The following is a 22,421-nucleotide window of genomic DNA, read 5'->3' as shown; positions in this document are numbered from 1 at the left end:
ACAGGCATTCATATACGGCGGAGCGCTCCGGTCGTTATGCCTGCACTTTGTGCAGGCAATTCAACTAGTGCGCTCTCCCCGATGTGGTGCATCACCTCCCATGCACGCCCGCAAAGCCCGACGCAGAATATCAAGTAAACGAAACGCACGCTCCCCTTTAACCTTCATTGCATAATGTACAATGAATTGAATCAACTCCACCCCAAAGTAATGTCTCATTGTATTCTATACAACCCAAAAAACAGCTCCACCGTCAAAAGACACTCTTCGAGCCGTTATCCGCATTCGCTCGTTGTATATATTGCAACGAACCCTGCCACTTGAAACGAATCGACCGATTCTCGTTGTACACATTACAACGAAGCAGAAGCCGCCTTCTCTTTGACCACAGAAGGCCCGTGACGTGACGGCACCTCGCGCCCGGAGGAGCGCGCGGTGCAGAAGAAGCCTCCCCTCCTCATACCATCCAGCACAAGCACAACAAAAAATCAGGATGAAGCAGCCCAATGCTGCCCCATCCTGATTAAGATTTCCTCTTGCTGCGCTTTCGCTACCCTGCAATCAAGGAGCTACGCCCCATACGACTGTACCGCTTTGCAGCAGCGTAATTTTGTTCCAGTCGGCGAATGCCGACTTCGTGCCGTCGAACGAGTAGTCGTTCGATTCGTTGAAGTTCGACCAGTCGGACTTCGAGATGCGGATCTGGATGTCGCCGGATTGTCCGCCTGCCGGAATCGAGCCTGCGCCTGAGCTGAACGACAGCTCAAGATACGTATCGGCGTTCGTGCCCGTCGTGCTCACGAATGCGCGGTTTACGTTGGAGCCGCCGATTTGCGCCCAATCCACGTACGAGTTCAGTGTCGCCGAGCTGTCCTTCGTGAAGTAGTAACGCAGCTTCACGTCGCTCAGGTTAACAGCGCTCGTACCCGTGTTCTTAATGTTGAACGTTGCGTAGATTTGGTTGTCCGTCGCGTTGGCGTTATTCACTTTGTACTGCGCGACGAGCGAGCCCGTCGGCGTCGTACCGCCGCCCGTAGGCGTAGCGCTTGCTTGCGCCGAGTTCGCGCTCGATCCGGCGCTGTTCGATGCGCTGACAACGTAGTAGTACGTCGTGCCGTTCGTTACGCTCGTATCCGTGTAGCTCGTCGCCGTCACGTTCGTCGCAACGTTCGTATAAGTGCCGCCACTCGTCGTCGCGCGTTTCACCGTGTAGCTCGTTGCGCCGGTCGATGCTGCCCAGCTCAGCGCCACTTGCGCGTTGCCGGCCGTTGCCGTCAAGCCCGAAGGCGCTGCCGGTACCGTCGGAGTCGTGCCGCCCGTAGGCGTAGCGCTTGCTTGCGCCGAGTTGGCGCTGGAGCCTGCGCTATTCGATGCGCTGACGACATAGTAGTACGTCGTGCCGTTCGTTACGCCCGTATCCGTGTAGCTCGTCGTCGTGACATTCGTAGCCACGTTCGTATAGGTGCCGCCGCTCGTCGTCGCGCGCTTGACCGTATAGCTTGTCGCGCCGCTCGATGCTGCCCAGCTCAGCGCCACTTGCGCGTTGCCCGCCGTAGCCGTCAAGCCCGTAGGCGCTGCCGGAACCGTAGGGTTCGTATTGCTTCCAAGGTACTGCTTCAGCCACGTCAACGCCGGACGCTCAGCGCCAGAACTCGTTACGAGGTGCGTGTTGTCTGCCCATGTTTGGCCTTGGATATAGCCCCACAGCGTGATGCCTTTAACGTTCGAGTTTTCATATAAAACAGGGAACTTCGTCTGATAACGGGACAATTGCGTCGCATCATCGCCCGTCATGTCGAGCTCCGATACGTAGATCGGCAATCCCGTCGCCGACAGCGTGTTCAGAACGCTGTTCATCGTGCTCACGGATACCGTATCCATGTTGAAGTAGTGGCACTGAATGCCGATGCCGTCTACAAGGCCTCTGGCTTTCAGCAAGTTAATGATCGTCACATATTGAGCAGCCGCATTCGGATCGCCGATGATACCATAATCGTTAATGAGAAGCTTGGAGTTCGGGAATGCTTGTCTTGCCTGCTCGAACGACCAGATGACCCAATCCCAGCCTGTTGAACCGTCGCCGCCGATGGCGTTGCGGTACGATGGCTTGGCATGAAGCGGTTCATTGACAACGTCTACATATTCGGAGGTGCCGTAACGGGCTGCCGCCGCTTGAATCCATTGCGTCACTTCCGCCTTCTGATCAGCCGCAGACAGTCCGGAGATCCAGCCCGGCTCTTGGCTTCCCCATACGAGCGTATGGAATTTGAAAGGCAGCCCGTTGGTTTTGGCATAGTTGAATGAGATATCCGCTTGCGACCAGTTCATCGAGTTGCGGCTTCCTTCGACGGAGCCCCACTTCGTTCCGTTCTCCGGCGTCACTTGGTTCCAGTACGTACCGAAGTTGGACGGCACGCTGCCCGCGATGATGTTGCCCACGAACTTAGATCCTGTCGCCATTGCTGCATGCGCTTTCTGCTGAGCCTGCAATGCGAATAAAGATGCGACCAATGCGAATGCGAGTAATAAATTCACTGACTTGGACTTCACGGTTAACATAATCATCCTCCTATCATTTTCGGAAAATATTATGTCTGATCTGTGAGCATAGACATCTGTCAGCTAGCTGCACAACGTTGTGAACGATCCTCCTTCACTACCCGGATAGCGCTTACAATCTATAATTATACGAGCCCCATCCACTAGAATAAACTTAGGAAAATATAGCATTTTCTCTAGAAATTATAGGTTGAAAATTCGACATTCTATTTCTTAGGCACTTGGTATGAAACATTGAACAAAAAGGACGCCCAGCGAACTAGGCCTCCTGAAATAATGCTTAAGGATCACTTCCGTCAATCTGCCGACATGAACCTGTAGCCGACACCTAACACCGTCGTAATCCACGTCGTATGGTCGAATCCTCTTCCAGATTATTTCCAACTTGATCCAAAATAAAAAGCAGCCCCAGGTCATGTCTCCATGACCTAGGACTGCTCTATGCAATCTATCCTTTAACGAATCTACTATTTCGAGCTCAGCATCGTATGCGTTCCGCTTCCCGCTTCCACGATCCGGCCGTCCACGCTCAGCCAGACGCTCGCCGCCATCGGATTATAAACGAACGACAAATCGGCCGAAAACTTCAACTGCTCGTATGCTTTCATATAATCGACGATCTCGATGTTCGTCGCATACCAGATGTCGCTGCGCCCGCCGGCAAGCTGACAGAACCGTTCGAACAGCTCCCAATTGGAGTCCCGGTCGAATTCATAGCTATGGCCCCACACATACATCAGGTACAAATACTGCTTTTTGTCCAACTGAACGAATTGTTCGGTCAGACTCATCAGATTGTTATTATGATGGCACGTCGGCTCCCACTCCAGCCAATCGTCCGGCAGACCAAACTGCATGCTGTCGCCGACGATGCGCGAGTATTCGATTCCCAGCTCCTTCACGATCCGCTTCACTCTGTCGTTGTACGAACCGTTCGGATAAGACATGCCTCGAACCGCACAGCCGGCAAGCCGCTCCAATCGTTTGCGGTCCTCCATCACTTCGTGGACGATCTGCTCGCTTGGGCAGCGCTCGATCGTCGGATGCGTCAGCGTATGCGCCGACACCTCGTGTCCTTCATACAACGAACGGACTTCCAGTGCCGTGATGCGGTCGCCGGTATCGAGCAGCCCGGAGTTAAGATGGAACGTCCCCCGGATTCCGTACCGGTTCAACATAGCAACGAGCTTGCGGTCCGCGATATTCCCGTCGTCGTAGCTAAGCGTCAACGCTTTATGGCGCCCGCCGGGATAACATAACAAGATGCTGGGCATACCGGTGCAGCCTCCTATAATCGTGTTGAAATGACTACTATTCTGCTCTCATTTATACGTTCGCACCGTTATACCTTGAACCGGTATCCGGCTCCCCATATCGTATCGATGTACTGCGAGTTGGCTGTGTCCGCCTCGATCTTTTCCCTGATTCTGCGAATATGGACCGTGACCGTCGTCAGGTCGCCGTACGCGTCCATGCCCCACAGCTGATCATACAGCTGTTCCTTGCTGAAGACGCGGTTAGGGTTCGATGCCAAATACGCCAGCAGATCGAATTCCTTCGTGGTGAAGGTTACTTCCTTGTTGTTCACATAGACACGCCGGGACGCCGTATCGATCAGCAGGCCCCGAATTTGAATTTCCTCCCGCTTCCGCGCGCTTCCCGATAGACGCTCATAACGGGAAAGATGAGCATTAACGCGGGCAACGAGCTCGCTCGGGCTGAACGGCTTCACGACGTAATCGTCGGCACCGAGTCCGAGCCCCCGGATTTTATCGATATCTTCCTTCTTGGCCGACATCATAACAATCGGAATGTCTAGCTGACTGCGCAGCTTGCGGCATATTTCGAAGCCGTCGACTACCGGCAGCATCAGATCGAGGACGATGAGGTCGAACGGTTCATCGAGCGCCCGGCTCAGCCCCTTGTCGCCGGTTGTTTCGATATGGGCTTCATATTGATGGATGGTCAAATAATCGCGTACCAAATTCGCCATGCTCGTATCGTCTTCAATAATGAGAATACGCTTCATCCTGCCGCAAGCCCCCGATCCGTCGGTTTCCTAAGAGTAATCATGATCACCGTGCCGATTCCCGGCTCGCTGGCCGCTGTAATCGTGCCTCCATGCTCTTCTACGATATGCCGGGCGATCGCAAGTCCTAGGCCGCTCCCGCCGGTATCTACGTTACGCGAAGTGTCGGCCCGGTAGAAGCGGTCGAAAATAAAGGGCAGCGCCTCGGGCGATATGCCTTTGCCGTTATCCTTCACGACGATATCGTAGCGCTCATCCGTCTCCTTCAGCTCGATCCAGACACCGCCGTCCGCCTTGTCGGAATATTTCACCGCATTCTCGATGATATTCACCATGACCCGCTTCAGCTTGTCGCGGTCGGCGGTCACGATGGCCGTCCCTTGCTTAACGGCCGGTTTATACTCCAGCTTCACGCCTTGCTTCTCAACATCCAACTGGAGCTCTTCCGCACAATCCGCCAGGAACGACGCCAGGTCGACTTGTTCATAATGAAACGGCAGCCCTTTCAAATCCAGCTTCGAGAATAGGAACAGCTCATCGATCAGCCGGTCCATATGGACCGCCTTCCGGTGAATCGTCTTGACATACTGGTCAAGCATCTCAGGCGTACTGGCCACGCCGTCCATGATTCCTTCTACATAAGCTCGTATGGCAGCTACCGGAGATTTCAAATCATGAGTAATATTCGAGACTAAGCTTTTGCGGTTGTCCTCGTACTGCAGCTGCAGCTCAACCGATTCCTTCAGCCTGACGCGCATCGCCTCGAACGAGGCGGCAAGCGTGCCAATCTCGTCCTTCGATTCCGGGACGACCGGAGCGGTCAGATTGCCTTCTTTAATTTGTTCCGCCGCACGCTGCAGCTTGCGGAGCGGCCGAATGATGCTTCGCGATACGAAATACGTCAGAATGCCGTTCACAACGGCAAGAATGATAAGCAATGTGATCAGGAACATTTTCGAAAACTTGGCTAACAGAAAGCCTACGAAATCAAGGTTGAACAACAAATAATAGCTTCCTTTAGCGCCGTTCAGTTCAAAATTATATTGCCGGTCCAGCACCCAGTCATTGTCGCCCAGATCCACGATCATCGTCTTCGGCTCCGAGACGACACTGTCTTCATACGGAGGCAAATGTGCGGCGACCTTCGTTTCTTGCAGATTGCGGGACGTATAGTGAATCTGATCATCCATGCGTACGACAAGTCCCATATTAATTTTATTCAGCCGATTATCGTAGGATTGCTGCAGCGTTCCATCAAGCAGCGACTCCGGATTGTGATCAATTCGGTCACGAATGTCAGCCGCGATGTCGGCTTCCTCGCCGATAACCGCCGCGACCGGGTTCTTGTTGGTCGTATCCAGCGTGAATACGGAGCTCAGATCCCCTAGTACAGTGAATAATAGAATAATGGCAGCGATGCTGAGCAGCACAAGCGGTACGATCAGCATGACCAGATAAGACAGCAAGAGACGAATCCGGATCGACATAACGATCTCTCCTAAACTTCTTTGTTATCGAACGCCATATATCCCAATGCATACATCACTATACCGCATCCTGCCAAAAAGTTAAATATAGTAAACAGCTTGCCGAACGAAACGGAACCCCCAATCCATAAGGAATGCCAATCCGTATACGCGGTGGGCGAGAACGCCATGACATGCGGGAAAATATATTCGAGCAGCTTAAGCGCCCCGTACAATAAAATGAGGACGGCCAGCGCGCCGCTCGCATTCTTGAACCCTTGCGCAAGCACGGCTGCCGCGATGCATAAGACGAACATCGGCAGCGCTGCCGCCGCATAGGCTAGTGCAGCCTCCGCCATCCCTTGGCCGATACTGCCCGCTGCGGGGAGAAAGAAGGATGCGCCTGCCGATACAAGTCCGGCGAGACCTAGCTGTACAGCAACTGCCGCGAACAAGGCGAGCAGCTTTGAAGCGAAAATTTTCATACGGCTTACCGGCCTGACCAGCATGGATCGTATCGTCTTGTCGCCGAGCTCCCCGGAGAACATATCGGAAGCATTCATAAATACGGTGAGCGGCACGATGAACAGCGTCATCATATTCAATACGGCGATCGGGTACTGATCCCGGCCTACACCTGTAACACCGAACATATTTTGCAGCTGCAAGACAATCGGCATCCCGATTACCGGAAGCAGCCCGGTCAGCAGAAGAAACAGCTTCGTTTTCCCTTTGGCTAATAATTTATCCAGCTCATTAACGGCGGCCCGCTTCAACAGCTCCATTCCGCTCTTCCTCCCTTACTGCTTGAATTCGGCTAACATAGAAGCTCTCGAGCGATTGCGTCTGGCCGCCGCTCTGCAGCAGCTCATCGATCGTTCCCTCTTGAATCAGCCTGCCGCCGTACACAATGCCGATCCTATTGCATACCAACTCCATCTCCGTGATGAGATGGCTGGACAGAAAGAACGTCATCCGTTCCTCGCGGGCAAGCTGCGCAATAAGCGACCGCATCTCGATCATGCCTTCGATATCCAGTCCGTTGGTCGGCTCATCCAGAATGAGCAGCCTCGGCTTCGACAGCAGCGCGGATGCAATGCCGAGCCGCTGCTTCATGCCCAGCGAATAATGCGCGACCTTCTCGCGGCCGTGCGCTTCCAATCCGACGAGAGCAAGCGCTTCATCGATCCGCGCTTTAGGCAGGCGAGGATATAATCTGGCGGCCAGCTCCAAATTTTTGTAACCCGTCATATACTCGAGAAGCGCAGGCTTCTCGATTAATACACCTACCTGATTCATAGCCGCCTCATGATCGACTGCCACATCGTGCCCGAACAGCCGAATGATGCCTTGATCGGCTTTCATCAAGCCGGTCGCTGCTTTCATAACCGTCGTCTTGCCGGCGCCGTTCGGCCCGAAGAGACCATATACGTCCCCTTGCGATACTTGGATCGAGATACGGTCGACTCCCCGTTTGTTTTTGTACGTTTTGGATAAGCCGCATATGTCCAGAACCGTTCCTTCTTCCATCATGCTCCCCCTCTGCGATAGAGAGCGGCCGGTCAGCCGCCCTCTTGCTTCCTTACTACTCTTTCAGGTCGGCTTCTTCGATGACTTTGACTTTCTTGCCCGCAAGATCGACCTTATCCGGAACCGTCGTATCAATGCCGCTGATGCCGATATCCGCGCTTACGACCAGCTTATGCGCGTGTCCGCTTGCGTCTTTGCCCGACACGGTCAATTCGAGCGTCTGATCTGTTACGTAATGATGCTCATCGATGTTGGCATGCAGTGTAATTTGGTCGATATTGACCTGATCGGACAGCTGAGGAAGATGAGGATCAAGCTGTTTGAGGTCCAGACCCAGCAGTTCGGCCGCCTCTGGCTGCTTCGAGCCATGTTCCGCCTGCGAGTGCTTGCCGCTTAACGCCTCTTTCACGATGATCGAACCGATGACGTTGGCTGCCGTCGGAATTTGCGAACCGGCCAATTTCATCTCGACCGTAGTCCGGCCGCCGGATGCTTCGCTCAAGGTGAAGTTGTTTTTCACATTGCCGACGAGAGCATCGATGATTTTCTCCACGCTCTGATCGAACGCCGGGTCACCGTTCCACTCCCGTTCTTGGTCGTCTTGCTCGTTCTCGCCTTTCACCACGTTGTAGATGTCGCTGCGAGAATTCTTGATGATCATGCCTTCCTGCTGCTTATAGAAATCGATTGCCGCCGTTTCCGCTCCCGTACGAATGGACGTCTTGCTGCTGACGGCGCTTCCGGACTGGCTTTCCTTAACCGTTGCGTCCACGTTCAGCAGCTCGCTGCCGTTATCCCGGACCGACAATACGATATGCTGCGTCGCATTATCCACCGCCGCCGTCGTCTTCAGTGCCGTCTTGTATGCTTCGTAGCCGCGTGCGTCTCCCATGTTCGCAAATGCCGAGGAAACCATCAGCGCGCTCCCCACTACCAATCCCGTCCCAATGATCCACACTTTCTTCTTCATCTTTTATTGCCTCCTTCACGATTGTGGTGCATCTCTGCTACCCATAACCAATAATAGAGGGCAAATCTGAAATGCCGAGAAACGAGTATTAAGAGAAAAGAAGCAAAAGATTAACAAAAAATAAACTCCCGGCTTCGGCCGGGAGTTGTTTGTTTTTATGGCAAAGAAGTCTGCGATCGTAAGAACATTCGCCTGTCTTTTTCACCATTCAATAAGAAGCTAAGCTCATGCTTTATGATGATGCACGTTCGTGCGGATTAACCGGAACTGTTCCGCCAGATAGCGCGGTGAATAAGGCATATCTTTGCGCAGCCAAGAGACGATGGTGCCGATCAAGGCCGAAGAGCTGTACCAGATGGCGATATCCTTCTGAATGCCTGCTGCCGTCAGGTAATCACTGCCGATACGTTCGATCCGGTCTGTAATGATGCCCGTCAACAGCCGAAGCAGCCGTTCCGTAAAAATCGGTGTCCGCCTCGAGGCGAGCACGACCTTATAGAACTTCGAATTCTCGGCGATATGCTCGAGCAGCTTCTCCAGCAGCGGCCACTCGCCTTCTGTCTTAGGCGTCCAAGCCGCGTCCGCCGGACCGTTCAATATACGCGTGATATGATCGATCATCTCGTCCGCCATTTTATCCATCATATCCGGAATGTCCTTGTAGTGCAGATAGAAGGTGACACGGTTAATCGTTGCACGTTCTGCGATCCGATTGACCGATATTTTCTCGATGTCCATCTCCTGAAGCAGTTCGACGAACGCTTCCCGGATAAGCTGGCGCGTCCTGACAATACGAGGGTCCGTCGTTTGTTTGCGATTCTCCATCCCGTTTCATTCCTTTCAACCCTTAATGTAAGCTACAATTCACCCCGTTCCGTCGTATATCCGGAACTTAATATACACAACATTAAATAACCGTAAACTAATTGACACTTGAGACGAAACCGTTGCTTGTAAACCTTAAGGATCGGTATATAATCTAATTCATACTTTGTTGACTATACAACAGGTTGTAAATTTAGTCTACGAGAAAAAGGAAAGGGATGAGTGGAGTGAGAGAGAGAAAAGAAACGTCTAGCGGCACACTTAAAAGCGGTACGATCTTATTCATCATGATCATAGGCGCCTTTCTTGCAACGTTGAACCAGACGATTATGAGCGTTGCGACGCCGGAATTGATGAAAGACTTCAGCATAACGGCAGCGACCGCACAATGGCTGACAACGGGTTATTTGCTGGTGAACGGCGTATTGATTCCGATTACGGCATATCTCATGCAGCGGTTTACGACCCGTCAGTTGTTCCTGACCTCGATGCTGACGTTCTTCGTCGGCACGATCGTATCCGCCTTAGCAACCGGATTCCCTGTTCTTCTAACCGGCCGTATGATTCAAGCTGCCGGAGCCGGCATCATTATGCCGCTCTTGATGAACGTCATTTTGACGTTGTTCCCTCCTGAGAAGAGGGGCGGCGCAATGGGCATGGTCGGGCTTGCGATTATTTTCGCTCCGGCTATTGGACCTACGCTTGCCGGATACGTTCTGGAGAACTACAAATGGGAAACGATGTTCTACGGCATGATTCCGCTCGCGATCATCGTCATTGCACTTGGTTATATTTATTTGCGCAACGTATCGGAGACGGTAAAGTCGAAGATCGACATTCTCAGCGTCGTCTTGTCCACCATTGGATTCGGCGCCTTGCTGTACGGTTTCAGCAGTGCCGGCTCGAAAGGCTGGTCGAGCGCGGAAGTTATCCTCCCCATTGTAGGAGGCGTCGTGGCACTGGTCTTGTTCACGCTGCGCCAGCTGATGTCCAGCAATCCGCTGCTTGATCTGAGAGCGTTCAAGTATAATATGTTCACATTGACAACTATCATTAATATTGCGGTAACGATGGTCATGTATGCGGACATGATGCTGCTTCCATTGTACCTGCAAGGCGCACGCGGATACACCGCGATCGAGTCCGGCTTGCTCATGCTCCCTGGTGCGCTTATTATGGGCTTCATGATGCCGGTCGCCGGCAAACTGTTCGACCGGTTCGGAGCCAAATGGCTGGCCGTTGTCGGTCTCGCCATTACGATCGTAACGACTCTCGGCTTCATCAATCTGACGGATTCGACGAGCTTTACGTATCTCGTGCTTATGTCGACCGGCCGCCGTATCGGTATGGCGTTGTTCATGATGCCGATTCAGACGGCGGGCTTGAACCAACTGCCGCAGCGACTGAATGCACACGGCACAGCGATCTCCAACACGATTAGGCAAGTGGCCGGCGCCGTCGGCACGGCGCTGCTCGTAACAATCATGACCAACCGAGCTGCGACGCACGCCAAGGATTGGATAACCTCGGGCGCGGCGCAAGGCTGGACGAAGGAACAGCTGGCTACGCATGCTCAGATCGAAGGGATCAACGATGCATACCTTGTCATTATCGCGATCGGCATCGTCGGACTGCTGCTTTCGTTCTTCATTAAGCGCGTAGCGCAGGCGGAAGAGCCGGAGTCCAAGAACGCGCTGAAAAAAGCGTCAGTGCAGGAAGCATAATTTAAAGGTGAGGCCGCAATAATAGCGCGCCTGTCGGAGGCGGAGCCAAGAGGTTACTCTTGGCTCCGCCTTTTTTACTTACGGCCATCTCGATGAAGCGTTCCGTTTCGATTCCTGCATATTGTGCAGAATTTTCTCCACCATTCGCAGGGGATGCATCCAGGAATGCATAATGTGCAGGCTTTTCGGCCGTCCTCCCCTTCTAACGTGCAATAGCGGTTGAATGCCTGCATTTTGTGCATTAACCTCACCGCGCTCCGCCGTTTAACGCACCAAAGCCTGCACTTTGTGCAGGCTTCTCATCTCATGCGCGACAACTCGATTTATCGGTCACGGCAGCTGTACGTGGAACGACGTTGTCTCGTTCGGCACGCTGCGCGCAAATATTTTGCCCCGGTGCTGCTCGACGATCGACTTCGCGATGGCGAGGCCAAGGCCATAGCCCCCGTGCTTGCGGGACCGGGACGTATCGACGCGGTAGAACCGGTCGAACAATCGTCCCAAATGCTCGGGCTGAATACCGGCTCCCGTGTTGGACACGATAAGCTCTGTTCCGTGATGGGCCTTCTTCAGCGTCACGCTGACCGATCCGCGCGCATTCGTATACTTCGCCGCATTGTCGAGCAGAATCATAACAACCTGTTTCATCTGCTCGCTGTTGCCATGCGCTGTCAATCCCGGCTCGATCTCGTATTGAAGATCCAGCTCCTTCTCGAACATGACAGCCTCCATCGTCAGGATGACGCTTTCGACCGCTTCGCTCACGTTCATATCCGTATGCAGCACACCTTCTCTGGCATCATCCATCTCGGTCAAATACAGCAGGTCGTTCGTCAGCGTCTTCATCCGCTCCGTCTCCGACTTAATCAGGTGCAGCCACTTCGATTGATCGGCAATCGTATCGCTGCTGTTCGCCAAGAGCACGTCCGCATTCGTATTGATAACGGCAAGCGGTGTTTTCAGCTCATGCGAAGCATCGCCGATGAATTGCTTTTGCTTATCGAACGCTTCCTTCACCGGCGCGATCGAGCGTGCGGCGAAATATCGGCTGACGAAGAAAATAAGGATGAGCATCGCAAGTCCGACGATCAGAAACGTATAGACGAGATTCTTCAGAATCGTCTGCTGAGCGGTAACGTCCAAGAATACGACCGAATGGCCCCCATCCGCAAAATTTTGTACCAAAAACGCCCACCGGTTGCCGTCCAATGTGAATTGCCCCTTCGGCGACGAGCTCGCGGAAGCCTCTGCAATCGCCGATCGGTAGAACTCATCATCCATGTCAAACCGCGAATCCGTCGCCGTTATATTCCACTGCTCGTCCGCGAACAGCGAGAACGAGACGGACCGCTCGGCCGGCGGGTACCGGGCGTCCATCGGCTTGTCCATCAAGCCTTGCTTCGGCTGCTTCCCGTTCCCGTCAAAACGCTGATCGCCGCCCCGGTTGCCGCCGTCCGGCTTATGGAAAAATTCCGATACCTGATTCAGCTCCATGTCGATATCGTGACGGACGTTCTGATACGTAATCGTATAGATGGCTGCAAACGCAACGAGCATGATGAACGTAATAATGACCATGTTGACGATAAGGAAACGGTTGCGGAGCTTATTGAACATTAGTCGCTCGCCTCCAATACGTAGCCAACGCCCCGAATCGTGTTGATGCGGACAGACGATTGGAGAAACACCAGCTTTTTGCGAAGGAACGAAATGTACACCTCTACGTTGTTATGCTCCACATCGGAATCGAATCCCCACATCTTCTCGATCATCTGCTCCTTGGACGTCACCGACGTCTTGCGCGTCATCAGCAGCTCCATCAGCTCGCTCTCCTTCAGGATAAGCTTCAGCTCTTTCCCCTTGCATGTCAGCTTCAAGCTCGACGTATTCAGCTCGATATCGCCGTACTTCATTCCGTCCTCAGGTACAAGCTCGCCCTTGCGCCGCATGACAGCCCGGATTCGGGCGAGCAGCTCGCCCGTCGAGAACGGCTTCGCCACGTAATCGTCCGCGCCGTAATCGAGTCCGGTTATTTTGTCCGACGTATCCCCTTTTGCCGTTAACAAAATGACCGATGTTGCAACTCCTTCGCCGCGAAGCTTCTTGAGTACCGTTATCCCGTCCATCTCCGGCAGCATAATGTCGAGCAGAATCAAGTCATATATACCGCTCAGCGCGTTATCGAGCCCGGATTGGCCGTCATACACAGCGTCGACCGAGTAATTTTGTTTTTTTAATATTTGCGTCAAAGCATCTGCCAGATTGATCTCGTCTTCCACGATTAATATTCGCATAGCTGCTTCCCCTTCGTGTGCGCGTTGTCGTACCTGTATCCGCTACTATATGGGCCGAACCTTTAATCAACCTTAATCTTACCATTGCAGCCGGCGGGAGCAAATTGACCGCCAATCAATGCCGGGTATTTAAGTTTCGTTAAAGGTTAAAGCGGTAAGCTTCAGTCATCGAACACACGACATGACGTCGACAACACAGGAAAGGAGCACGGCACCGATGGCGATCGAAGTATTCAACCGTTACGAGAACAAATATCTGATGAACAGCCCGATGTTCCACATCATCTACAGCCGGCTGCTCGAATATATGGAATTGGACGAATTCAACAAGCATGACCGGTTCTATTCCATTAGCAACATTTATTACGATACCGAACACGATACCTTAATCCGCAATAGCTTGGCGAAGCCGAAATACAAGGAGAAGCTTCGCATCCGGGCTTATGGCGTGCCGGAACCGGACGCAAAAGTGTATCTGGAGCTGAAGAAGAAAGTTTTCGGCTTGGTGAACAAACGAAGGACAGCCATGAAGCTTAACGAAGCATACGAATTTGTCCGGACAGGAGAGATTCCGGCGTTCAAAGACTATATGAACAAGCAAGTCATCCAAGAAATCCATTACTTCTTGCAGCGTTACGTGCTGCAGCCGAAGACGTACTTGGCTTACGACCGAATCGCCCTTTTCAGCAAAACGAGCCGCGACCTGCGCATCACGTTCGATACGAACATCCGGTCCCGGCGGCATGACGTTCGGCTGGAGAAAGGCGATCATGGCGAGCCGCTCATGGAAAGCGGACGATGGCTGATGGAAGTGAAAGCCGAGAAGACGATTCCCGTCTGGCTGTCCTCCCTGCTGTCGGAGCTGCGGATGTACCGGACAAGCTTCTCGAAGTACGGCAATGAATACCGCAAGCATCTTTCAAATCCAACGATGACGAAGGAGAGCATCCTGCTATGATCGATTCCTTATTTGCTTCGGCAACGACGATTACGGAACTCACGTTTACCGACATCCTGCTGACTTTATTCGTATCTATCGCGCTCGGCGCAATCATCAGCTTCACTTATATGAGGACACAAGCCTCTTATACGCAAAATTTCGCATTAACGATGATCGTGCTGCCCACGATTGTCGCCATCATTATCTTGCTTATCGGCAGCAACGTCGCCAGAGCATTCAGCCTCGCCGGCGCGTTCTCCATTATCCGGTTCCGAAGCGCGCCCGGCGATCCGAAAGACATCGCCTTCGTTCTGTTCACAATGGCGGCCGGTCTTGCATGCGGCGTCGGCGCGTTCGGCTATGCGGTACTGTTCACAATCGTCCTCTGCTTGCTCATGTTCATTCTGAAAGCGATTCGGTTCGGCAGCCAAAAATCGACGCAAAAAATGCTTAAAGTAACCGTTCCAGAAAACCTCGGCTACGAAGAAGCATTCGCCGAAGTGTTCCACATGTTCGACGTGAAGTATGAGCTGCGCAAAGTGCGCACGACGGAGCTAGGCAGTCTGTACGAGCTCGTGTATGCCGTATCGATTGACCATCTGACGAACCAGAAGGAACTGATCGACGCGATACGTTGCCGCAACGGCAACCTCGACATTACGCTTACGATGGCACCGGCAGCAGCGGAATATTAATGATCCTTAAATATCAACGGAACGAAAAGCAGATCATAATCATGGAGAGGAAGTTTTACGATGAATAAATCTTATGGCCTTAAACATTGGAGCATCGCTCTGTTATGCGCCCTTATGCTGGCGGCGTGCAGCAACGAAGCAGCGACAAGCGCGACGAACGGTACAACAACGGGGACTTCGGCTGCAGAAGCAGCAGGTGCGGACAATACGGCATCCGGCGCGCAAACCGTCAGTCTCGATCTGACAGAAGGTATCGAGTATGACGAGGATGATGCGTACACCGACTGGCGCTCCGGCGCCTCGACGGAGATTATGCTGAGCGGTTCGGCCGCCTCAGTCACGGGTGAAGGCGCTTCGGTTACGGACAGCACCATTACGGTTGCGGCTGCCGGAACCTACGTTATTAGCGGCAAGCTGGACGACGGGCAGCTCATCGTCGACGTGCCAGACAAAGGCAATGTCCGCTTGGTGCTGAACGGTGCGGAAATCAATAGCAGCACGACTTCCCCTATCTATGTGAAGGAAGCCGGCAAAACGGTTCTGTCGCTCGAAGACGGTACCGAGAACGCCATCTCGGACGGCAAGCAATATGCGAATGCGGCGGCAGATACAAAAGCAAATGCGGAGACGGACTCTTCGGCCGAAGAGTCCGACGACTCGGCGGATGAGCCGAACTCGGCGATCTTTAGCAAAGACGATCTGACGATCAACGGAACCGGCAAGCTGACCGTACAAGGCCATTACAACAACGGGATCACGAGTAAAGACAAGCTGAAAATTACGGGCGGCACTATCGTCGTTGACGCCGTTGACGACGGGATCATGGGACGTGACCTCGTCGCCGTCCAGCAAGGCACGATTACGGTCAAGGCCGAAGGTCATGCCGTGAAGACGACGAACGACGCGGAAGATAAGCTCGGCATTATTGCCATCGACGGCGGCACGTGGAGCCTGGATTCCGGCGAAGACGCGCTGCACAGCAGCGGCGGCATTCGGATCGCCGGAGGAGACATGGAGATTACGGCCGGGGATGATGCCGTACATGCCGATGTCGCACTCGCGATCAAGGACGGCACCATTCATATCGCAGGAAGCAATGAAGGACTTGAAGCGCCTTCGATCATCATTGACGGAGGCGAGACTGTTCTGGCCGCAAGCGATGACGGCGTGAATGCAGCCAGCGGCAGCAGCGGCGAGCCGGCCGAGGGCGGCGGCATGCGGCAAGGACCGGAGAGCGGCGCTTCGTCCACGAATAAACTGACGATCAACGGCGGCTATCTGTACGTCGACTCGCAAGGCGACGGCTTGGATGCGAACGGCTCGATCGAGATGAACGGCGGTACCGTCGTCGTCAGCGGACCGACCGAGAATAATAATGCCGCGCTCGATTACGACGGCACCTTGATCGTAACGGGCGGCACGCTCGTCGCAGCCGGAAGCTCCGGCATGGCGCAGGCGGCGTCCGATCAATCGACGCAGGGCGGCATTCTCATGACGTATCCGCAAGCGCAGCAAGCCGGCACGCTCGTCAACCTTACGGACAAGGGCGGCAAGAGCCTCTTCACCTTCGCTCCGGCGAAAGCTTATCAGACCGTATTCATTAGCACACCGGAAATTAAGAAAGGCAGCTCTTACACGATCAACTCGGGCGGATCGGCTTCGGGCAGCGAAGTGAACGGCGTGTACGCCGGCGATTACACGGGCGGAACGAAGATTGTCTCGTTCGATACGTCCTCGATCATCACGTGGGTGAACGAGTCGGGCGTCACCGAAGCCCGCAGCGGCATGGGCGGTCCAGGCGGAGGCGGCATGGGCGGACGCGGGGGCGGCTTCCGCGGCGGCCAAAGCGGAGACGGCTTCCGCGGCGGCCAAAGCGGAGACGGCGGAGACCGGATGGCCCCACCGGATGGCGGCACGCCGCCGGAAGGAATGGAGGCGCCGCCGGCGGGCGCCGCACCGCCAGCAGACGGCGAGTCCGCGACGGCGCAATAATACAATGGGCCGTCTATGCAGACGGCCCATTAATAGATGAACAGGCAATCCGCATCACATTCGGAATGAATAGTTCTTTGGCGAAGCGAAGTATAGAAGGACCCCGAATTCACTTGGTGTGAATCCGGGGTCCTTTTCCGTGTAGAGCTGCTTCTTCTGTAATGTTCATTGCAATTCGTACAACGAAAAGAATTCGCCGACTTACATGCGGAACGTTTCATTGTAATTCATACAACGAAATTCTAGCTTAATCGCCCCGATGGCTTCCATTCCGCCTCGATCTGCATTTTCTCATTGTACGCAATACAACGATCGGTATCATTTCGAATCAGACGGTCTCATTTCGTTGCACGGAATACAATGAAGTCCCCGGCAACTAGAAGTAGAAGCCCTCACCTCGCATCATCTTACCGAACGCCTGTCTTTTAAAGGAGCCTCATTCGCACTTGTCCAGAGCTACTACGCCGCCCTGCCCTCGACCGATGCGTTCGAGAATCTGCCCTGCACGAACTTCGCGAACAGAAACCGCACGAGCGGCCCCATCACGATAAGCTGCAGCGGGAGCGCGAATAGAAAGTTGCGAATCCATAACGAACCGTAGCTTGCCAGGAGCGGTTCGTCAGCCGCATTGCCCGTTAAATGGGACATCGCCAAACCGAACAGTGACATCACCGTAACCATGCCGAGCACCATGCAGAGGGCAAGCGACACGATGACAAGGCCTTTCTTGGATTTGTCATAAGGCAGCAAGAATGCCGCCTTCTTCGCCGCCGGACCGACGACGAACAGCTCCAATACGAACGCGACCACAAAACCTGCAAGGAGCTGAAGACCGATCTCCGCCCAAGATGCCGTGCCAATCAACCCGTGATTATATAAATTGTAGAACGTCATCACGATAACCATTCCGGTGACCATCATCAAGCCAAAATAAAAATCTTCCCTCTTGTTCGTCGGCAATTTCCCTCATCCTTTCTTGTATTTCGTAAGTATAGGATGCCGGGGCCGCCTCGCATAAGTGACAGATTTGTGAACAAAATTTAATTGCGCCTAAGCGGATGCTCCAGGCGCTTTCGGCAGACCGATCCGAAACAGCGTAGAATATGGCGGCTCGTCCAGAAGCTCGATCGTTCCTTCGTGGCGGGTAATAATCTTGCGGCAGATGGCAAGTCCGAGCCCCGTTCCGTCTTTCAAAGGAGCCGTTCCGCGCACGAATTCGTCGAACAGCACCTCGCGGTCCTGCACAGGCAAGCCTATCCCATCATCTCCGATCCACAGCAGGACGCGTCCTTCTTCCTCTCTGCATGCAGCGTACAGCGTCGTGCCTGACGGATTGTATTTCAACGCGTTGCCGATCAAGTTGTCTACGACGCGATTCATCTGCATACGGTCCATCCGAACATAGAGCGGCGTCTCTTCCAGATCCACCTGGAGCTCGAATCCTTGCTGTTCAATGTCGGGATAGCGCTCCGCGATCGTCTGCTGAAACCATTTGGTCATGTTGATCCGCTCCAGCTCCAGCTTCAGATGCGGGTCATCCAGCTTCGCAAGCTCGAACAAATCATGCACCAATTGGCTCATGTATGAAGATTTGTCGTGAATGTACCGGACATACCGCTTGTTCTGGCTCTCGCCCGGTTCGCGCTGTTCCAGCAGCAACTGCGAATAGCCCAGAATGGATGTAATGGGCGTCTTCAAATCGTGGGACAAATGCAGCAGCAGGTTCTGCCGGTTCCGCTCCGCCTTCTCCTTATAGAGCGAAGCCGACTGGATACGTTCGGCCATCCCGTTGAAAGCATCGCGGATTTCCGCCAATTCTTTCTCCGCGTAGAACTCGAGACGAGTCGCATAGTTGAACCGTTCCATCTCCTTAATGCCGCCGACTATTTGCTGGAGCGGCTTCTTCAACTGACGGACCGAACGCATCGTGTAAAAATACAGGGCGACGCTCAGAAGCACAAGCGCAGATCCTGCAAAAATCGATAAAGCCAGCAGGATGCTGCTGAGCGGCTCCGGTATTTTCCACAGCAGCTTATAATGTTCACCATTCGGCCCTGCAACCGAATAGACATGATAGTGAATCGAATCGCCCTTCCGGAATGTGTCCATTCGGGCGTACAGATCGTCTTCCGCGTACGACAGGATATCGTCTTGCTTGCCGCAGGCCGCGGCCACGTTGCCCCATTCATCGACAAGCTCGAGCCATCCGCCATATCGGTCTGGCAGCTGCCTTTTCAACGTTCCCGAGGCTTGGTCGTACAGCTGGCCCGCCTCAATTCGGTTAAAGTCGGGCTCCTGATCGAGAAAATGGTTCATGATGAAATCCATCATGACGAGCGAGACTGCCGTCACTCCGATCAGAATCCCCATGATGGCCATGTAGTTGCGCAGAAACAATCGGATGAGCGGCCGCCTGCTTGAACGGTTGTTATCGTTTCTCAAACCGGTAGCCGAGCCCCCTGATCGTAATAAGATGGACAGGCTTCCTCGGGTTGTCCTCGATTTTGTCCCGCAGCTTGCTGATGTAGACCATCACCAAATTTTCGTCCCCCATATATTCCTCGCCCCATACTTGCTCGTAGATTTGCGCTTTCGTATAGACTCGGCCGGCGCGGCTCATTAACAAAGCGAGAATTTTGAATTCATAGGACGTGACATCCTTCTTCTCGCCGCCTTTGAACAGCTGGCAGCTCTCCATATCCAGCTTAATGTCCGCGATTTCGATCGCCTTCCGGCTCTGATGATCCGGCTGAGCATACGACTCGGCCCTCCGGAACAAAGCTTGAATGCGGCTGACGACTTCAAGCGGATTGAAAGGCTTGCCGATATAATCGTCCGCGCCAAGCTGCAAGCCATTAATGCGGTCCATCGCGTCGGACTTGGCAGACAGGAACAAGAACGGAACTTGAGACTGCTGCCGCATCGCCCTTAGCAGCTCGATCCCGTCCATCTCAGGCATCATCACATCGGCCAGAACCAGATCGATTCTCTCCTTCTGGAACAGCGCATACGCTTCCTTACCGTTGCCCGCTTCGTAACAGCCATAACCGTAATTGCGCAAATAGATGACAAGCAGCTCGCGAATTTCCATGTCATCGTCGATAACTAGAATCGATTTGATCGTCTGCACCCCTAATCATACACGTATCCCTCCGGCCGCACGGCAAGCCTGCAGCAGGAGGGATCTCTTATTGTGTGCTAGTACAAGCGGTCTGCGAACTTCGATAACAGCGCTGCCGCTTCTTCTCTTAACATCGGATCGTTCGGCCGGTATTGTACAGCCCCGTCCTCGGACCGTGTGACGTCAAGCCCGTATAATCCTTTCGCCACAACGTACCGAACCCCTTCTGCCGCCCATGGCGCAATGCGGCCTTCGATCCGCGCTTCGAGAGGGGCTGCATGAAGGTAAGCGGACGCCAAATTCCAGACGACCGCCGCCGCCTCCGCTCTCGTGATCGGCTTAAGCGGCTCGAATTTCCCGCTTCCCGATCCCTTGATAACGCCGAATTCGTAAGCCGCTTGAATCTCTTGCTTATAAGGGCTGCCCGCGATGTCCGAAAATACCGGCTTCTGCACGGAAGGCGCAATACCCGACCAGCGGATGAACCATTCTACGAATTCGCCTCTTGTGACCGCCTGTTTCGGATGGAATGGCTCATCTAGGCCCTCCTGGCCAATGACGCCGAGCTGGCGCAGATGATAAATGTTCGAAGCATAAGGGTCATCCGCTGCAATGTCCGGGTAGATGCGCGGTTCCGACCGTTTCTGCGCCCAGCTGTCAGACTTCAGATCGTAATAAAAGGCTCGCACCGAACCGTCATCGTTAAGGGCGAAAGCAGCCCTAACGCCGTTCTCGTCTTGGAATAGAAGCGGTTCAATCTCACGAAGTTTATGCTCGCCGAGCGGATCGGCAGCAATCAACAGCCCATCCTCCGCACGAACGCGCGTCGTCCACATCCGGTTGCGCAGATCGCTGTACACTCCCTCGAATGCCGTCAGAGACGGACTGACAGACGCGGAGTCGGATGATTGGCCAGTCTTGCCCAGCGGCACGGTTTCAGTCTTTTCCGGGAAATAGCGGTCCATGAACGCCTCGAAGAACGGCGTACGGAAATCGAAGTCTTTGTTCACATTCAGGTACACGCCGACCTTCTCATCGGGCAGCAGCCACATGCCGCTATGGAAGCCGGATTCGTCGCCGCTTTTCTCCGCCACATTGTACCCGTTATAAATTTGTTGGTTCGAGTACTCGAACCCATACGCCATGTTCGGCAGCTTCGGATGGATCGCGAGCTGCGGCTTATGCATCTCAGCTGCCGTCTCTTCCTTCAGAATAACCGCTTCGCCAAGTTTGCCGCCGCCCAGATGAGCCATCATGAACCGGGCCATATCTGCGCCGGTCGAAAGCATTCCTCCGGCAGGCAATACGGTTGGAATCGTCGTGTAGGCCGGGATCGGCTCGCCTTCCACATTATAAGGAACAGCCAACCGCTCCATCATGCGCGGCGTCAGCCGGAACTCGCTGCTGGTCATGCCGAGCGGTTTATAGATATGATCGCGCACATATTGTTCGAACGGCTGGCCCGATACTTGCTCGACGGCATAACCTTGAATCGTGAACCCTAGATTGTCGTACCGGTAATACTTGCCCGGCTCCCGGATAACCGTTGGAACATGGCTTTGTACGAAGGATTTCAGCGGAAACTCTTCTTCCAAATCGTTCGTCGACATCTCGGAAGTGTCCCCGTATTCGAACCCGGTGCTGTTCGTCAGCAAATCCCGCATCGTCAGCGGCGTACCGGTCTTGTTCGGAATATGCACCTTTCCTAGGTAACGGTTCAAGTCCGCGTTCAAATCGAGCTGCCCTTGCTCGGTCAGCTGCATGACCGCCGTAGCGGTCACGACCTTCGAGACCGAAGCGATCCGAAACACGGTCTTCTCCGGATCGACGACAATCTTGCGCGCCACATCGGCATAGCCGTAACCTTCGCTCGCGAGAACCTTATCCCCTTGGACGACCGTGGCTACGGCTCCTGCCAGATGATCGCGAATATCCGGCTGCGCCATGAACGTGTCGAGGAACTGCTGCACATCTGCCGCTTGCAGTGGAACTCCCTGCTTCTGCTTCTGTGCCGGTGCGGCAGAGGCCTTCCTCTCCAAGCCTCCTCCTGTCCACACACCAGCCGACAACACAAACGCTATCCCGACAACCGTGCTGGCACGCAGCGCTCCCCATTTTCTCATCCCTCGTTCTCCCTCTCTATCCCGATTTGCTTACACGTATAAGAGTAGCTGCACGGTCTTAACGCGGTTTCTATGCAACCTTAATGCAAAGTGAAATCTCAGCAGATCGGAGCGGAGGGTTCATCCTCTTGCATTGTTACTATTGAACCTTAA

Annotated in this window: 18 protein-coding genes; 4 read left to right on the top strand and 14 right to left on the bottom strand. The window is 53.9% G+C overall.

Annotated elements, in window-relative coordinates; all coding sequences use genetic code 11:
• Positions 1 to 561: 561 nt before the first annotated feature.
• The 8 genes from PKO01S_RS12470 to PKO01S_RS12435 all read right to left on the bottom strand — a co-directional run bounded on the left by PKO01S_RS12470 (position 562) and on the right by PKO01S_RS12435 (position 9,379).
• The gene (locus tag PKO01S_RS12470) at positions 562 to 2,559 is read right to left on the bottom strand and encodes an endo-1,4-beta-xylanase (protein ID WP_127531673.1); all 1,998 of its coding nucleotides are present in this window, start codon (positions 2,557 to 2,559) and stop codon (positions 562 to 564) included.
• Between the two features lie 467 nt (positions 2,560 to 3,026).
• A complete protein-coding gene (locus tag PKO01S_RS12465) occupies positions 3,027 to 3,833 on the bottom strand; it encodes a polysaccharide deacetylase family protein (RefSeq protein ID WP_127531672.1) in 807 nt (268 codons plus the stop codon).
• A 68-nt stretch (positions 3,834 to 3,901) separates the two neighbouring features.
• Positions 3,902 to 4,588, bottom strand: a complete 687-nt coding sequence (locus PKO01S_RS12460; protein WP_127531671.1) for a response regulator transcription factor — start codon at positions 4,586 to 4,588, stop codon at positions 3,902 to 3,904.
• Entirely contained in the window at positions 4,585 to 6,075 is a 1,491-nt protein-coding gene (locus PKO01S_RS12455; RefSeq protein ID WP_127531670.1) for a sensor histidine kinase, read from the bottom strand. Before PKO01S_RS12455 ends, PKO01S_RS12460 begins: the two co-directional genes overlap by 4 nt.
• A gap of 11 nt (positions 6,076 to 6,086) precedes the next feature.
• Positions 6,087 to 6,839 (bottom strand): ABC transporter permease, encoded by a 753-nt coding sequence (locus PKO01S_RS12450; protein WP_127531669.1) that lies wholly within the window; start codon positions 6,837 to 6,839, stop codon positions 6,087 to 6,089.
• Positions 6,811 to 7,584, bottom strand: coding sequence for an ABC transporter ATP-binding protein (locus PKO01S_RS12445; protein ID WP_127531668.1), 774 nt, complete (start codon positions 7,582 to 7,584; stop codon positions 6,811 to 6,813). Before PKO01S_RS12445 ends, PKO01S_RS12450 begins: the two co-directional genes overlap by 29 nt.
• 55 nt (positions 7,585 to 7,639) lie before the next feature.
• A complete protein-coding gene (locus PKO01S_RS12440) occupies positions 7,640 to 8,554 on the bottom strand; it encodes a hypothetical protein (RefSeq protein ID WP_127531667.1) in 915 nt (304 codons plus the stop codon).
• Positions 8,555 to 8,779: 225 nt separating this feature from the next.
• On the bottom strand, positions 8,780 to 9,379 hold the full coding sequence (locus PKO01S_RS12435; RefSeq protein WP_127531666.1) for a TetR/AcrR family transcriptional regulator: 600 nt from the start codon (positions 9,377 to 9,379) through the stop codon (positions 8,780 to 8,782).
• Positions 9,380 to 9,666: 287 nt separating this feature from the next.
• Between PKO01S_RS12435 and PKO01S_RS12430 the strand changes: the two genes are divergently transcribed.
• A complete protein-coding gene (locus PKO01S_RS12430) occupies positions 9,667 to 11,103 on the top strand; it encodes a DHA2 family efflux MFS transporter permease subunit (RefSeq protein ID WP_407669648.1) in 1,437 nt (478 codons plus the stop codon).
• Positions 11,104 to 11,433: 330 nt separating this feature from the next.
• Here the strand turns inward: PKO01S_RS12430 and PKO01S_RS12425 are convergent, their stop codons facing one another.
• Both PKO01S_RS12425 and PKO01S_RS12420 read right to left on the bottom strand, forming a co-directional pair.
• Positions 11,434 to 12,720 carry a sensor histidine kinase gene (locus PKO01S_RS12425; protein WP_127531664.1) on the bottom strand — a complete coding sequence of 429 codons (1,287 nt, stop codon included), beginning with the start codon at positions 12,718 to 12,720 and terminating at the stop codon, positions 11,434 to 11,436.
• Positions 12,720 to 13,397: a response regulator transcription factor gene (locus PKO01S_RS12420; RefSeq protein ID WP_127531663.1), complete on the bottom strand. Its 678-nt coding sequence runs from the start codon at positions 13,395 to 13,397 to the stop codon at positions 12,720 to 12,722. Before PKO01S_RS12420 ends, PKO01S_RS12425 begins: the two co-directional genes overlap by 1 nt.
• A 217-nt stretch (positions 13,398 to 13,614) precedes the next feature.
• Between PKO01S_RS12420 and PKO01S_RS12415 the strand changes: the two genes are divergently transcribed.
• From PKO01S_RS12415 to PKO01S_RS12405, 3 genes are read left to right on the top strand one after another with little or no spacing between them, the layout of a single operon-like run.
• Positions 13,615 to 14,355 (top strand): polyphosphate polymerase domain-containing protein, encoded by a 741-nt coding sequence (locus PKO01S_RS12415; RefSeq protein ID WP_127531662.1) that lies wholly within the window; start codon positions 13,615 to 13,617, stop codon positions 14,353 to 14,355.
• Positions 14,352 to 15,032 (top strand): DUF4956 domain-containing protein, encoded by a 681-nt coding sequence (locus PKO01S_RS12410; protein ID WP_127531661.1) that lies wholly within the window; start codon positions 14,352 to 14,354, stop codon positions 15,030 to 15,032. Before PKO01S_RS12415 ends, PKO01S_RS12410 begins: the two co-directional genes overlap by 4 nt.
• A 60-nt stretch (positions 15,033 to 15,092) precedes the next feature.
• Entirely contained in the window at positions 15,093 to 17,024 is a 1,932-nt protein-coding gene (locus tag PKO01S_RS12405; protein WP_127531660.1) for a carbohydrate-binding domain-containing protein, read from the top strand.
• A 459-nt stretch (positions 17,025 to 17,483) separates the two neighbouring features.
• Here the strand turns inward: PKO01S_RS12405 and PKO01S_RS12400 are convergent, their stop codons facing one another.
• From PKO01S_RS12400 to PKO01S_RS12385, 4 genes are all read right to left on the bottom strand, one after another.
• Positions 17,484 to 17,984 (bottom strand): hypothetical protein, encoded by a 501-nt coding sequence (locus PKO01S_RS12400; RefSeq protein WP_127531659.1) that lies wholly within the window; start codon positions 17,982 to 17,984, stop codon positions 17,484 to 17,486.
• 90 nt (positions 17,985 to 18,074) lie between these two features.
• A complete protein-coding gene (locus tag PKO01S_RS12395; protein ID WP_246070549.1) occupies positions 18,075 to 19,466 on the bottom strand; it encodes a HAMP domain-containing sensor histidine kinase in 1,392 nt (463 codons plus the stop codon).
• Positions 19,453 to 20,154, bottom strand: coding sequence for a response regulator transcription factor (locus PKO01S_RS12390; RefSeq protein WP_246070548.1), 702 nt, complete (start codon positions 20,152 to 20,154; stop codon positions 19,453 to 19,455). The genes PKO01S_RS12395 and PKO01S_RS12390 overlap by 14 nt, the downstream gene beginning before the upstream one ends.
• 68 nt (positions 20,155 to 20,222) lie before the next feature.
• The gene (locus PKO01S_RS12385) at positions 20,223 to 22,268 is read right to left on the bottom strand and encodes a serine hydrolase (RefSeq protein WP_127531658.1); all 2,046 of its coding nucleotides are present in this window, start codon (positions 22,266 to 22,268) and stop codon (positions 20,223 to 20,225) included.
• Positions 22,269 to 22,421 lie beyond the last annotated feature (153 nt).

The sequence above is a fragment of the Paenibacillus kobensis NBRC 15729 genome (assembly GCF_004000825.1).
Taxonomy (GTDB): domain Bacteria; phylum Bacillota; class Bacilli; order Paenibacillales; family Paenibacillaceae; genus Paenibacillus_T; species Paenibacillus_T kobensis.
Note: the sequence above shows the minus strand (reverse complement) of the source record. Positions and strands in the feature narration are given on the sequence as shown.